General features: G+C 50.8%; 13 protein-coding genes. 10 read left to right on the forward strand and 3 right to left on the reverse strand.

The window, feature by feature from the left end; all coding sequences use genetic code 11:
* Positions 1-191: 191 nt before the first annotated feature.
* Positions 192-1,100, reverse strand: coding sequence for an AraC family transcriptional regulator (locus IX84_RS08150; RefSeq protein WP_044218509.1), 909 nt, complete (start codon positions 1,098-1,100; stop codon positions 192-194).
* Between the two features lie 389 nt (positions 1,101-1,489).
* On the opposite strand from IX84_RS08150, the gene IX84_RS08155 reads away from it, so the two are divergent.
* Together IX84_RS08155 and IX84_RS08160 are read left to right on the forward strand one after the other, a co-directional pair.
* Complete coding sequence (locus tag IX84_RS08155) at positions 1,490-3,013, forward strand: aldehyde dehydrogenase family protein (protein WP_044218763.1); 1,524 nt, start codon at positions 1,490-1,492, stop codon at positions 3,011-3,013.
* Between the two features lie 88 nt (positions 3,014-3,101).
* A complete protein-coding gene (locus IX84_RS08160; RefSeq protein WP_044218512.1) occupies positions 3,102-3,482 on the forward strand; it encodes a DUF779 domain-containing protein in 381 nt (126 codons plus the stop codon).
* Between the two features lie 3 nt (positions 3,483-3,485).
* On the opposite strand, the gene IX84_RS30825 is transcribed toward IX84_RS08160, so the two are convergent.
* Entirely contained in the window at positions 3,486-4,442 is a 957-nt protein-coding gene (locus IX84_RS30825; protein WP_052515869.1) for an energy transducer TonB, read from the reverse strand.
* A 140-nt stretch (positions 4,443-4,582) separates the two neighbouring features.
* Here IX84_RS30825 and rlmD point away from each other — a divergent pair, with 140 nt between their 5' ends.
* From rlmD to rfbA, 6 genes are read left to right on the forward strand one after another with little or no spacing between them, the layout of a single operon-like run.
* Positions 4,583-5,989, forward strand: a complete 1,407-nt coding sequence (gene rlmD, locus IX84_RS08170) for a 23S rRNA (uracil(1939)-C(5))-methyltransferase RlmD (RefSeq protein WP_044218515.1) — start codon at positions 4,583-4,585, stop codon at positions 5,987-5,989.
* 11 nt (positions 5,990-6,000) lie between these two features.
* Complete coding sequence (locus tag IX84_RS08175; RefSeq protein ID WP_044218519.1) at positions 6,001-6,360, forward strand: hypothetical protein; 360 nt, start codon at positions 6,001-6,003, stop codon at positions 6,358-6,360.
* A gap of 9 nt (positions 6,361-6,369) precedes the next feature.
* Positions 6,370-8,307 (forward strand): hybrid sensor histidine kinase/response regulator, encoded by a 1,938-nt coding sequence (locus IX84_RS30830; RefSeq protein WP_052515870.1) that lies wholly within the window; start codon positions 6,370-6,372, stop codon positions 8,305-8,307.
* A 9-nt stretch (positions 8,308-8,316) separates the two neighbouring features.
* A complete protein-coding gene (locus IX84_RS08185) occupies positions 8,317-8,667 on the forward strand; it encodes an Hpt domain-containing protein (RefSeq protein WP_044218521.1) in 351 nt (116 codons plus the stop codon).
* Positions 8,668-8,712: 45 nt separating this feature from the next.
* On the forward strand, positions 8,713-9,093 hold the full coding sequence (locus tag IX84_RS08190) for a response regulator (RefSeq protein WP_044218523.1): 381 nt from the start codon (positions 8,713-8,715) through the stop codon (positions 9,091-9,093).
* A gap of 18 nt (positions 9,094-9,111) precedes the next feature.
* On the forward strand, positions 9,112-9,984 hold the full coding sequence (gene rfbA, locus IX84_RS08195) for a glucose-1-phosphate thymidylyltransferase RfbA (RefSeq protein WP_044218526.1): 873 nt from the start codon (positions 9,112-9,114) through the stop codon (positions 9,982-9,984).
* On the opposite strand, the gene IX84_RS08200 is transcribed toward rfbA, so the two are convergent.
* A complete protein-coding gene (locus IX84_RS08200; protein WP_052515871.1) occupies positions 9,956-11,050 on the reverse strand; it encodes a glycosyltransferase in 1,095 nt (364 codons plus the stop codon). The two genes, rfbA and IX84_RS08200, sit on opposite strands and share 29 nt — an antisense overlap.
* 194 nt (positions 11,051-11,244) lie before the next feature.
* On the opposite strand from IX84_RS08200, the gene IX84_RS08205 reads away from it, so the two are divergent.
* Entirely contained in the window at positions 11,245-11,748 is a 504-nt protein-coding gene (locus IX84_RS08205) for a thioredoxin family protein (protein WP_052515872.1), read from the forward strand.
* Positions 11,745-12,887: a vWA domain-containing protein gene (locus IX84_RS08210; RefSeq protein ID WP_202965223.1), complete on the forward strand. Its 1,143-nt coding sequence runs from the start codon at positions 11,745-11,747 to the stop codon at positions 12,885-12,887. The genes IX84_RS08205 and IX84_RS08210 overlap by 4 nt, the downstream gene beginning before the upstream one ends.
* Positions 12,888-12,900: the final 13 nt, after the last annotated feature.

Genomic DNA, 12,900 nt, shown 5'->3' on the forward strand with positions numbered 1-12,900 from the left:
TTTTACTACATATTTTCGAATGGCCGCCTGTGATGGGCTGGCCATTCGTCTTTTGTTGCCATTTCAAGTTTATTCCCTTAAATTGAGATAGCCACAAAAGCAGGGCAAATCTACAACTGAGCAGGTCCAATTAGCCTGGAAGAAGGGCTGGTGCTGGATATGAAGCGCTTACTAAGGCTTTAGATCAGGCCCTAGCATTTCCCCATCACCTGCTCCCGGTAGGCTTTTGGCGACAGCCCGTATTTGCGCTTGAAGACCCGGTTGAAGTACGACCCGCTGTTGAAACCAGCAGAAAGATAGACGTCCTGTACCTTTCGGGTAGGGTCTTCCAGCATACGACGCGCCAGTTTTATCCGCTCATTGTTGATGAACTCCACTGGCGTGACCCCGAAGTGGTCTTTGAACACCCGGTAAAAGTTGGATTCGCTCATGTAGACTTTCTGGCTGATTTGTTCCACGGTCAGTGACTCCCCCAGGTGCTCGCGTATAAACCTTATGGCGAAGGACAAGCGGTTGTTGTCATCTACCTGCCCCTGCTCAATGTAGTTGGCCCGTGCTTCCGCCTGTAGTATCCGTACAATCAGCTCCTGTAGCATCAGATTGGCAAACAGGTCTTTGGACGGGTGGTCTTCCGTACATAGGAACAGCAGTCGCTGAATGATTTGCTTGATCGCCACCGTATTCGTAAAATGGAAACTGCTGGGGGTGAAAGCCCATTCTTCCCCATCCCCCTTAGGTGCTGACTCGTTGAGGGACTGAATGGTTTTCCGGATTTGATCCTCCGAAAGTGTCATAGCCAGGCAATGCGTGGGGTTGTCAATTTCGGCTTCCGGAAAATTGATGCACATGGTCTCATCTGCCGGCAGTAGCAGCGACTCGCCGGGCAGGAATTCAAAGGACGGTTGCTCCCGCAGTTTCATTACCTTTTTACCTCGGATCATACTGGCAAAAACCGGCTGGTGGAACTTCAGCAATACCTCTTCGGCTTGCTGATGGGTTTCAAAAACATTGACTTCAGCTTGTTCCATGGTGAAGGAAGTCTTGTTCTCTACCAACGTATCGAGGCGGCGGTACAAGGAGAAGTTTTGAGGTAACTGCATACTAAGTCGCTGTTTTTATGCTGGGGAAGAGGTATTTTTCTAGTTTCAGCAGCCTAAGTAATTTCGCCGCCGTTATTTCCGAAGTAAATTTTTTATCCTCCCTGATCTTCTTCAAATATCCTATTCATAACCGGACATACCAAATAAAATTACGATTTAGGCGGTATATCATACCTTCTTTGCTAGGATAGTACAAGTTTGTGAGAGAATACGTCAAACTTACGGAGGAAAACCCTCATAATTTTGCTTTCAGGAAGTTGTTCCGTAAAAAAATTCCGGAATAGCTGTAAGGTTGAAAATTTGAATTCGACAAACCGGCGTTGCTCCGGAAAATGCATGGTTCGATTTTGAATTCAGGTATTACAAAAACAGAAAATGAAATTAAAATTATGAGTAGTGCATCCACTATTGCTCAGGATAAACTGAGCCCGCCAAAGTTTAAAGCGCAATACGATAACTTCATAGGAGGCAAATGGACGGCCCCTGTAAAAGGAGAATACTTCGAAAACACCTCACCGGTAGATGGCAACACCTTTACTAAGGTTGCCCGTTCCACGGCAGAAGACATTGAGCTGGCACTTGATGCTGCCTGGGCAGCTGCTCCAGCCTGGAACACTTCTGCTGCTGCTTACCGATCCGGCCTTTTGCTCAAAATCGCTGATGTGATGGAGCAAAACCTGGAAACGCTCGCCCGCGTGGAAACCTGGGACAACGGAAAGCCACTCCGTGAAACGATGGCTGCGGACATGCCTCTGGCTGTTGACCACTTCCGCTACTTTGCCGGAGTCATCCGGGCAGAGGAAGGCAGTATGAGCGAGCTCGACGCTAATACGGTTTGTATCAACGTAGAGGAGCCCCTCGGAGTAGTCGGACAGATCATCCCCTGGAATTTCCCCATCCTGATGGCGGCCTGGAAACTGGCCCCTGCACTTGCTGCCGGCAACTGTGTGGTGCTGAAGCCTGCCGAGCAGACTCCGGTCGGTATTCTGGTAATGATGGAAATGATTCAGGATATCCTGCCAGCTGGTGTGCTCAACATCGTGAGCGGCTTTGGTATCGAAGCCGGCAAGCCTCTGGCATCTAACCCCCGCATCAACAAAGTGGCCTTTACGGGAGAAACCACCACGGGGCAGTTGATTATGCAGTACGCATCCAAGAATATCATCCCGGTTACCCTGGAGCTGGGTGGCAAGTCGCCCAACATTTTCTTCAAGAGCATCATGGATGCCGACGATGAGTTCTTTGACAAATGCCTGGAAGGTGCCGTTATGTTCGCCCTCAATCAGGGTGAGGTCTGTACCTGCCCGTCCCGTTTGCTGGTGGAAGAAAGCATTTTTGACGCTTTCATCGAGCGGGTCGTGGAGCGCACTAAGGCTATCAAACTGGGGCACCCGCTTGACCCATCCACTATGATGGGCGCACAAGCTTCAAGCGATCAGTACGAGAAGATCCTCAACTACATTGAAATCGGAAAAGAGGAAGGCGCAGAAGTACTCTGCGGAGGCGAAGCGGCTTACAACGAAGGGCTGCAGGGCGGCTACTACATCATGCCAACCATCCTGAAAGGCAATAACAAAATGCGGGTATTCCAGGAAGAAATCTTTGGGCCTGTGGTTTGTGTGACCACCTTCAAGGACGAAGCGGAGGCGATCGAGATTGCCAATGATACGCTCTACGGGCTGGGCGCTGGTGTCTGGACACGTGATATGCATCAGGCTTATCAGATTTCCCGTGCTGTGGAAGCAGGACGCGTATGGGTGAACAACTACCACGCTTATCCGGCTCACGCCCCGTTCGGCGGCTACAAAAAGTCAGGTATTGGCCGGGAGACGCACAAGATGATGCTCGCCCACTACCGTCAGACTAAGAATATGCTGATCTCCTATGACAAGAAAGCCCTTGGCTTCTTTTAGGACGTAAATCAATAAAACTAGAGCAGGCTTACCAGGCATTCGTGTATGGTGAGCCTGTCTTTTTTTCCTAACCAGAAAAGCTAAAGAAATGGTACATCGCGTATTGGTCTCTCCCGAGGCCCGGGACGTCATTGATCAATTGAGGGAACAAAACGGCCCGCTCCTATTCCACCAAAGTGGCGGCTGTTGTGATGGCTCTGCGCCCATGTGCTTTGCGAGGGGCGAATTGCTACTGGACGATAATGATGTCTGGATTGGAGAGATCCACGGCTGCCCCTTCCTAATGTCTAATGACCAGTTTGAATACTGGAAGCACACACAGCTTACTGTAGGCATCACCAGGGGCAGGGGCTCCAGCTTTTCACTGGAAATCCCCCTGGGCATTCGGTTTATCATCCGCTCCCGTCTTTTTACGGATGAAGAACTGGCGCAGTTGCCCCCGGTGAGGAAAGGGAGCGAGGTGGCCTGATCATTATCTGAGCTTAAACCGGATCGGGAGCATAAACTGGACATTTACAGGTTCACCATTCTGCTGACCGGGTTGCCATTCGTTCAGTAGCTGAGTTACTCTGATGGCTTCTTCCCGGACAGGGTCACAAAGCCCCCGGAGTACTTCTATATCATTAACCTGACCATTTTTCCTGATCACAAACCGTACAATCACGGTGCCTTCAATGTCTCTTTTCACTGCAAACTCAGGATAGCGGATACTTCTGTAAATGACCCCGAGCATTTGTTTATCTGCGCACCTTTTTCGCTCCTTTCCTTCGAGCTCCAGGCATGCCGCATCCATGTACATGGGCATTTGCTCTTCCATTTCCGGCAGGTCTATCTCTTGCCCTGTGCTGTCGTAGGTGGTACGCCAGAGCAGCTCTCCCTGTTGGTACTCTCCTTCTTTAAAAAGTTTCCCATTGTCATGATATACCTGAAAGTCGCCATCTTCCTTCCCTTCCCGGAAATGGTAAACAGACGCTAGCTTTCCCTCTTTATTGTAGGTTTCCCATGAGCCCTCTTTCTTCCCGGATTTATAGTTTCCAGTTTTTTCTAATTTGCCATTACTCTTGTAATAATATCTCCACTGACCTTCGGCCTGACCTTGAAAATGCTGACCCTCCCACCAGGGTGTACCATCATCGTACCATCGCTTTGAAGGGCCTTGAGCGGTCTCCCGGCTGCGATCCAGGTAGGTCTCATAATCTGTCATGACACCCGTGGATGGGTAATATTGTTTGAAAACAAAGACTCCGTCCAACGTTTGTTCCCAGGAAGTGTAGTAGTTGCTAATGAGGTGTGTCGACCCGTCTTCTATTCGGTCTGCATACTTTTCACTGTAGCTGGGATGGTTGGATTGAACGCTGGAAAAGGAGCTACAGGCGGTAAGACCGAGACCGGATAGAAAAAGAGCAATGTGGTGTAAGCGCGTGAGCATACCGATATGTTTTTTTTGGAGTGAGCACTTTTAATTGCAATAAATATACGATACTTGTCTCAGACCTTCGTGCCTTTCAGAAAGTTATCCTTAGCTACGCTCATCATTTTGCCTACCTTTGCCCCGAAAATCAGGAAAAAATGGGCAGGAGAAAAAAGCCAAAAGTATATACCGACGTCCGCTTTACGGGCATAGCCGATAAAGGCCGGGCGGTAGGCAGAGATGCCGAGGGGAAAGTCATTTTTGCAGATGGGGTAGCACCGGGCGATGTGGCCGATGTGCTGGTCAAGCGCAAAAAGAAAGGCGTGCTCATGGGGACGGCTCAGGAGATCAAGTCCTTCTCTCCTGACCGGGCAGAGCCGGTTTGCGAGCACTTCTGGCTATGCGGTGGCTGCAAGTGGCAGCACCTGAGCTACGAGGCACAGGCACGCGAAAAGGAAAAAGTGGTACGCGATACCCTTAGCCGCATTGGCAAAGTGGAGATCGAAGAATTCCTGCCCATCCTTGCAGCCAAACAGACCACATTCTACCGCAATAAGCTCGAGTTTTCCTTTTCCAACAAGCGCTGGCTGACCCGGGCCGAAATTGAATCAGGCATCCCCAATAAAGCCGATGTGCTGGGCTTCCACCGTTCCGGCGCTTTCGATAAGGTCATTGATATTGATAAATGCTGGCTGCAGCCCGACCCTTCCAATGACCTGCGCAACGGTATTAAGGAAATTGCTCTGGAGCAGGGCCTGACTTTCCATGATGCCCGGGAGCACAAGGGCTTCATGCGGCAGGTGATGTTCCGGATTACCACGCAGGGTGAAATCCTCGTGCTCTTCAGCTTCCATAAAGACGAGCCTAAGAAGTATCAACCATTCATGGATGCTGTGATGGAGCGCTTCCCACAAATCACAACGGTCTGCTACTGTATCAATACCAAGGTCAATGACTTCCTTTACGACCTGGAGATGCACACCTATGCAGGCAAAGGCTATGTAGAAGAAAAGCTAGACGATGTCCGCTTCAAAGTAGGGCCCAAGTCCTTTTTCCAGACCAATACCTATCAGGCTAAGGAGCTGTATGATACCGTAGTGGAATTTGCTGGCCTAAGTGGCACGGAAAACGTCTATGACCTGTACACCGGTATCGGTAGCATTGCACTGTACGTGGCTCAGGCCTGCAAACAAGTAGTTGGGATTGAGGAAATTCCGGAAGCCATCGCGGATGCGGAAGTCAATGCCCGCCTCAACGATATTGAGAATGCGGTGTTTTACGCAGGGGATGTTAAGGACATACTGACCGCTGACTTTGCCGAACGGCATGGGAAGCCTGACCTGCTCATTACCGACCCACCCCGTGCCGGTATGCATGCTAAGGTGGTGGACATGCTGCTGGAGCTCGCTGCCCCGCGCATGGTGTACGTGAGTTGTAATCCGGCCACACAAGCCCGAGATTTGCAATTGCTGAGCGAGAAGTACCGGGTCGTTAAAGCCAGGCCGGTGGACATGTTTCCCCATACCCATCATATTGAAAATGTAGCCCTGCTGGAGCTGCGTTAATTAGTGCTGTTATGAACAAGGAATTTATTCACGCCAAAATAGAGCGTCTGGAAACGGAGCTTAAGCCTTACCTTCCCGTTATTGGTAAGGCTGCGGATACCATCCTTGATCAGGATGTCTCGTCTTATCCCATATTTATCGTACACCAGATGGACGCGGTGGATATTGGCATTGCCCTGCTAAGCCACGAAGCGCAGGATGGCCCCGCGTGGTCGGTGCATGCGAGTACGCTTGAAGAGCTTGCCACCAAGAAAGTGATAGAAATGAATAAAGTGGATAACTTTCGGGAAGTTTATAAAGATCCAAGAGAAAACCTTTGCCTTTTTGTCCTTAGCGATCTGGGTGCTAACTTTATGTTCATTTCCCGCTAAACAGAATGTATGGACAGTAGCGCCAAAATCGAAAAGACACATCAGATTCTGTTGATTGAAGATGATCCGGTTTTTGCGCGCCTGGTGCAGGTCTACCTTTCAGATGTAGAGCTTCTCAACTGCACCATCACCCATGTTAGCAATTTGGCAGACGGTATCGCTGAGCTTCAGCAACACCCCAATAACTATGCAGCTGTTCTTCTTGACCTGAGCCTGCCAGACAGCCGTGGGTTCACTACCCTTGAGACTTTATTGTACCAGTTTCCCAAGCTGAACGTCATCGTCATGACCGGGCAAAATGACAAATCGCTTGGTGTGGAGGCGGTCAAAGCCGGCGCTCAGGACTTTCTGGTGAAAGGAGAATTCAATGAAGACGGACTGGCCAAGTCCCTGCGCTTTTCGATAGAACGAAGCAGCATTCTCAACCGCCTGGAAGAGACCCAGCAGATGGCAAGAATCGGCCATTGGGAGTGCAGCCCGAGTGAGCATTACTTCTCCGGGTCAGAAGAGCTATACCGGATTTTCTGCCGGCCGTTCCACCAAAAAATCACCTGCGGAGACCTATTGGAAAAGGAAGGGGTATTCACTATTTTCATGACGTTGCAAAACCAGGCACTGGAAGATAAAAAAGCTCAAATTGATACCTGGATCCGCCCTGAAAACGGCAGTCCCCGTTTTGTAACCATGATTTGTACGTCCGCTATGCTTTCCAACGGAGAAGCTTTTTTCAATGGGATTATACAGGATATCACAGAACGTAAGCAGGCACAGGAGCTCAAGAAAGAGCGGGATGTGGCAGAGCAGGCTGCTAAGGTCCGGGAACAATTCATTGCCAGCATAAGCCACGAAATGCGTACGCCCATGAACGCCATTTTGGGCATGAGTAATCTGCTCATTGAGACCCCACTTAATACAGAGCAGTTTGAATATGTAGATGCGATCAAGCGGTCTTCAGATTTATTGCTTGGCATTATCAGTGATATTCTGGACATGTCTACCATTCAGAATGACAAAGTGGTCATTGCACGCAAGTCTTTCAGCCCGGGGGAGCTCCTGTGCAGCCTGATGAGTGTACTAAGATATAAGGCTCGTGAAAAGGAGTTAAAGTTCGAATTAAATATTGATGCGGATGTGCCCCAGACGCTGATAGGAGATGCCTTGCGGCTCAATCAGATTATGTACAATCTGGTTGGGAATGCTATAAAATTCACAGAGCGGGGCGAAGTCGAGCTCCGGGTTGCTAATCGCGAGCAGCAGCCAGGCCGTGTGAAACTGCTGTTTGAAGTCCGGGACACAGGAGTTGGCATTCCTGAAGAGCAGCAGGACAAAATATTCGAGACTTTTGTCCGTGTACCGGTCGCTGACAAGATTTATGAAGGCACCGGTCTGGGACTGAGCATTGCGAAAGAGCTGGTAGAGCTTCAGGGAGGGCAGCTTAGGGTAGAAAGTACGCAGGGTAAAGGCTCCCGTTTCTTCTTTGAGCTTTGGCTGGATTACACAGAAAAGCCCTCCGTGCCCCAAAATGTAGCGGTGAAGGTGCCTGAAGACCTGTCCTTTAACTTGCTAATTGTAGAGGATCATAAAATGAACCAGATGGTGGCACAGCGGACCATTCAGAAAAAATGGCCTAATGTGCAGGTTGAAGTTGCTGATAATGGGCGGGTGGCCTTAGACATCCTGGGGTCAAAATCGATCGACCTGGTGCTTATGGATATCCAAATGCCGGTATTGGATGGTATAGAAACCATTAAGATTATCCGCAGTCAGATGCCAGAGCCAGTGGCAAGCCTGCCGGTCCTGGCCATCACCGCTCATGCGAATATTGCCCAGCAGGCCCAGTTCCAGCAAATTGGCTTCAATGACCACGTATTCAAGCCCTTCGAACCGGATCAGCTGTTTGCGGCCGTGGAACGCCAGCTAAAGCAAAATCTCCGAAAAACGAACTAAAGCCTCAAAATGGCCTACCAATTTCTAAACCTGGATTACCTGGAGCTCATGTCCGGCGGAGATCAAACCGACCGGCTGCGCCTGCTCGAAATGCTGGAAAAAGACCTTTCGGAATACCCGCGCCTCATGCAGCAGACGCTGGAGGCGGAAGACTGGCAAAAGCTGGAGCGTCAGGCTCATTATTTCAAGTCTACCCTGCCATTTACGGGTTATGAAGCGCTGATTCAAACCCATCATTCCGTTTATCAGAACGTAAAAGATGCCATTAACCGTGCCGAACTACCCAAACAGCTAAGCCAGGTAGAGGCGTTCTGCCAGGCTGTGCGGGCAGAAGTACAGGAGGAGCTCGGGAAAGGTTAATTTTTGTTTTACTATCTTTGGTTCATACCTACCCAAAATGCTCCTATGAAAGATATCAAAAAAATCCTCATTTGTGAAGACGAGGAAATCCTGCTTACCGCGCTCAAATTCCGATTGCAAAAACAAGGGTATGAACTCTTCCTCGCTGCAGATGGTGCTGAAGCCGAAACCTTACTCAAAAAGGAAAAACCAGATATGCTGGTCACAGATATCGATGTCCCGGTTAAAAATGGGCTGGAACTGGTCGATTTCATACGGCAGGATCTGGAGTGGGATATCCCCATCGTTATGATTGCCCCGATGGAAGAAGGCGAAGGCATCCTGAAAGCTAAAATGGCGGGCGCCACCGATTTTGTCACCAAACCTTTCAAGCCGGTAGAGCTCGTTCTGAGAATTCGTTGTATCTTTCAAGCACTTGAACATTAAACAAATGAAAATATACCCATGAAAGGAATCATTCTGGCTGGCGGCCTCGGCACGAGGTTGTACCCGCTCACCATGGCTGTCAGTAAGCAGCTGATGCCGGTTTACGATAAACCAATGATTTACTACCCGCTATCGACCCTGATGTCGGCGGGCATCAAGGATATCCTCATCATTTCCACGCCCCAGGATTTGCCTAATTTCCAAAAGCTACTTGGTGATGGTAGTGAATTGGGGTGTAATTTCTCCTACATCCCGCAGCACGAGCCCAACGGGCTGGCACAGGCTTTCGTCCTGGGCGAATCCTTCATTGATGGCGACCCGGCAGCGCTGATCCTGGGGGATAATATTTTCTACGGTGCCGGGCTGGAAGAACTGCTCCGCAAGAGCAATGACCCTACAGGCGGGGTGGTTTTCGCCTATTGGGTAGCTGACCCTGAGCGCTATGGCGTAGTCGAGTTTGATGAGAACGGTATTGCCATTTCCATTGAGGAAAAGCCAGCAAAGCCTAAATCCAACTATGCCGTTCCGGGCCTTTATTTCTACGACAATCAGGTAGTTGACATCGCCAAAAACCTGGAACCGAGCGCCCGGGGCGAGTACGAAATCACTGATGTCAACAAGCATTACCTAAGCAAAGGAGCGCTTCAGGTGGGGGTATTGGGCCGGGGCGTTGCCTGGCTGGATACCGGTACCCACAAGTCGCTCATGCAGGCCGGACAGTTCATTGAGGTTATTGAAGACCGGCAGGGGCTGAAGATCGGTTGTATTGAAGAAGTCGCCTATGAGCGCGGCTTTATTGATGCCGAACAGCTAGAGCGCCTGGGGCACAAATACCTCAAGAGTGGGTACGGCGAGTACCTGCTCAATCTGCTGAAGCAGCAGGAAGGGTAGCCAAAAAGCGTTTTAAATTTTGTTGGAGTAATTTTCCGGAGTCTGCGGCCTGCAGGCCTGACGATGCTTTGGCATCCTCTATGCCCCGGATCAACTGCAAGGTGCTTTGTTGTTGCATGGCAATCCTGCCTTTTTTGTACAGGCGCTGTGCTAGGTACTCCTGCTCGGTTTGCCCGGGCGTAGGTATGCAAAGCACCTTTTTGCGTGCCAGACCCCAGTCCATAAGGCTGCTGTAACCGGGCCTTCCAATCACTACCGCTGCATGTTGAATGGCTTCCCAAAGGGCTTTTCCCTTTAAGTAATTGATGATAGTAACCCTTCCTTCCTGCCGGGGAGGCGCCTCCTGCGGTATGCCCCGTACAAGCGTATGCCGGCCCGGTAGTTGAGGGTACTGTGCCAGTAAAGCCTGCTCAAGGTAGGTGCGCTGTGGTTCGGGGCCGGAAAGGACAGCGAGGGTGCCAATATGTACCTCTTGAGAAATTGCTGGAAGTTGCCCGTTAAACCGGGAAAGCCAACCTATGTAGTGGGTTGGAATACCATAAAGGGGCGGATGGCTCAGTGCACCGCTCAGCCCGTGGTCAACCGTCAAATCAGGCACCCAGCATTCTTGAAAGCGGAAAAGGAACGCCCGGTTGAGCCCATTGGCAACAGGTTGCAGCAGAGGCATCGGTACAATCGGGTGAAGTTGGTGAGTGAGGAACACCCCCGGCACCTTACCGGAGAAGCAGCCAAAGCGGTTATCCGAAATGACCGCATCAATGTGGTGCGTTTTAATGTAGCGCTGTAGTAGTTGATGCTCACGCCAGGCGGTGTAGGCGAGTTTGGGCCCCTGCGAGGCCATGTTGGCCGCCATACTTTTACTACGGTAGTGAATATTGTAAGCCGGCAGCGGCAGATACTTAAGTTCCGGTCGTTCTGCCCGCAGAAAAGCCCCCGCATTGCCCGCTGATGCCAGGATAGGCGTTGCCTCGAGTTCCAGCAAGGCATCCGCTACCGGCAGGCTCCGGGCGGCATGCCCCAGCCCCCAATCCAGGCAGGCGATAAGAACACGGGGGCGGTCTTGCATGGCGTTACGAAAGATTTTGATTAATTTTCCACAACAACAATATCGTAAATCTATGCGCAACACCTTCAAAGCCGGGCTGCTATTTTTGGGGCTTTCCCTTCTATCAGGTTGTAAAGCCTATAACTGCGGCTGCCCGATGAGCAGTCAACCCAAAGAAAAAACACTGCCTTCTACCCACCAACCTGCCCGATAAGATGAAGTACAGTATCTACGCCTTTTTTGCCCTGTTTTTGTTACCCGGTTGCGTTCAAGAGGCACCAAAGGAAGAAACTAGCCAGCCTGAAAGCGTCGTACCGGCTGAAGTCACCTGGCTCGATTTAGAGGATGCTTTAAAACAACAACGCCACCGCCCCAAACCCATATTCATTGACCTATACACCGATTGGTGCCGCTGGTGCAAGGTGATGGACCAGAAAACATTTGCCGATCCCAAAGTAGCCGGGTACCTGCAGGAAAATTTCTATCCGGTAAAATTCAACGCAGAAAAGGCCCCGCCTATCGACATCAACGGGAAAGAATTTAAACTGGTAAGCACTGGTCGGAAATCGCTGCACAGCCTGGCTTATGCGCTCATGAAAGGCGACATCAGCTACCCATCCTACGTCATCCTTGATGAACAGCAGCAGACCATTAGCCGCTTTAAGGGCTTCCGGGATGCTCAGGATTTTATGGTGGAACTGGAAACAGCACTGCAATGAGCACGCCCTTGATTCAGCGACAGACTTCCCTTTCGGCGAATATTGTGGCTTTCTGCCGTTTTCTCCGGCAAAAAGGCTTTACTATAGGATCAAGAGAAGAAGCTGATGCACTACGGGCATTAAGCACGCTGGGCGCTTTCGATGCGCCGGAGCAATTGCAGCTTTGCCTTCGGGCCACCCTTGCGCGCACCTACGCTCAGCTTCGGGTCTTTGATGAATTGTACATGCAGTACTGGCGGGAGCTGGACAAGGCTGTAGATTCTAAGCTAAAACATGCAAAAGAGAAGCGCGATCAAAGCACCCGCAAGACCGGCACGCCAGGGTTGCAGTCGATCAAAAGCTGGCTGCAGGGCAACACTTCCACAGAAGAGACTGAGATGGCAACGTACAGCACGCAGGAAGTGCTGAGCCGTAAAGATTTTTCCCTCCTTGCCGAGGAAGAGTTGAGTGAAATGGCGGCGATGATCCACCGCATTGCCCGCACCCTCGCCCTAAGGGAAAGCCGGCGGCGCAAAGCTTCCAACAAACCGCTTCAGCTGGACCTGCGCCGCACCCTTCGCCAAAATATGAGGCGTGGAGGGGAGCTCCTGGAACTCGCCCACTTCAAACCGGTCCGTCAAAAGAAGCAAATCGTGCTGTTGTGCGATGTGAGCAAGTCGATGGATTTGTACAGCCGTTTTCTCCTGCAATTCGTGTATGCCTTTCAGTCTAACTACCGGCGCATAGAGGCTTTTGCATTCAGCACCCAATTGTACCGGGTGACGCCTGCCTTGCGGCAGCGTGATTTTAAATCGGCACTGGAGGAGGTGGCCCTTCAGGTCAGCGGCTGGTCCGGAGGGACAAAGATCGGCGCCAGCCTTCATCAGTTTTTTCGGCAGTATGGCAACCGCCTGCTCAACCGGCAGACCGTGGTCATCATCATGAGCGATGGCTGGGATACGGGCGATATTGCGCAGTTGGAAAACAGCATGCGCCGCATTCAGCACAAAGCCGCAAAAGTCATTTGGCTCAATCCCCTGGCGGGCAGTGCCCAATATGAGGCCAAAACACAGGGCATGCAGGCGGCGATGCCGTACATCGATGTTTTTGCGCCCGGGCATAGTGTGGAGAGCCTGCGGCAACTGTACCACCGGCTTTAAGCGGTCTTTTGAA

Origin of the sequence: Phaeodactylibacter xiamenensis (assembly GCF_000759025.1) — a bacterium.
Classification (GTDB): domain Bacteria; phylum Bacteroidota; class Bacteroidia; order Chitinophagales; family Saprospiraceae; genus Phaeodactylibacter; species Phaeodactylibacter xiamenensis.

Coding starts and splice junctions, on each gene's coding strand:
- IX84_RS30825 (WP_052515869.1), bottom strand. CDS start 4,442: ATGCTCACGCGCTTACACCACATTGCTCTTTTTCTATCCGGTCTCGGT.
- IX84_RS08205 (WP_052515872.1), top strand. CDS start 11,245: ATGAAGTACAGTATCTACGCCTTTTTTGCCCTGTTTTTGTTACCCGGT.
- IX84_RS08210 (WP_202965223.1), top strand. CDS start 11,745: ATGAGCACGCCCTTGATTCAGCGACAGACTTCCCTTTCGGCGAATATT.
- IX84_RS08155 (WP_044218763.1), top strand. CDS start 1,490: ATGAGTAGTGCATCCACTATTGCTCAGGATAAACTGAGCCCGCCAAAG.
- rfbA (WP_044218526.1), top strand. CDS start 9,112: ATGAAAGGAATCATTCTGGCTGGCGGCCTCGGCACGAGGTTGTACCCG.
- IX84_RS08150 (WP_044218509.1), bottom strand. CDS start 1,100: ATGCAGTTACCTCAAAACTTCTCCTTGTACCGCCGCCTCGATACGTTG.
- IX84_RS08190 (WP_044218523.1), top strand. CDS start 8,713: ATGAAAGATATCAAAAAAATCCTCATTTGTGAAGACGAGGAAATCCTG.
- rlmD (WP_044218515.1), top strand. CDS start 4,583: ATGGGCAGGAGAAAAAAGCCAAAAGTATATACCGACGTCCGCTTTACG.
- IX84_RS30830 (WP_052515870.1), top strand. CDS start 6,370: ATGGACAGTAGCGCCAAAATCGAAAAGACACATCAGATTCTGTTGATT.
- IX84_RS08160 (WP_044218512.1), top strand. CDS start 3,102: ATGGTACATCGCGTATTGGTCTCTCCCGAGGCCCGGGACGTCATTGAT.
- IX84_RS08175 (WP_044218519.1), top strand. CDS start 6,001: ATGAACAAGGAATTTATTCACGCCAAAATAGAGCGTCTGGAAACGGAG.
- IX84_RS08185 (WP_044218521.1), top strand. CDS start 8,317: ATGGCCTACCAATTTCTAAACCTGGATTACCTGGAGCTCATGTCCGGC.
- IX84_RS08200 (WP_052515871.1), bottom strand. CDS start 11,050: ATGCAAGACCGCCCCCGTGTTCTTATCGCCTGCCTGGATTGGGGGCTG.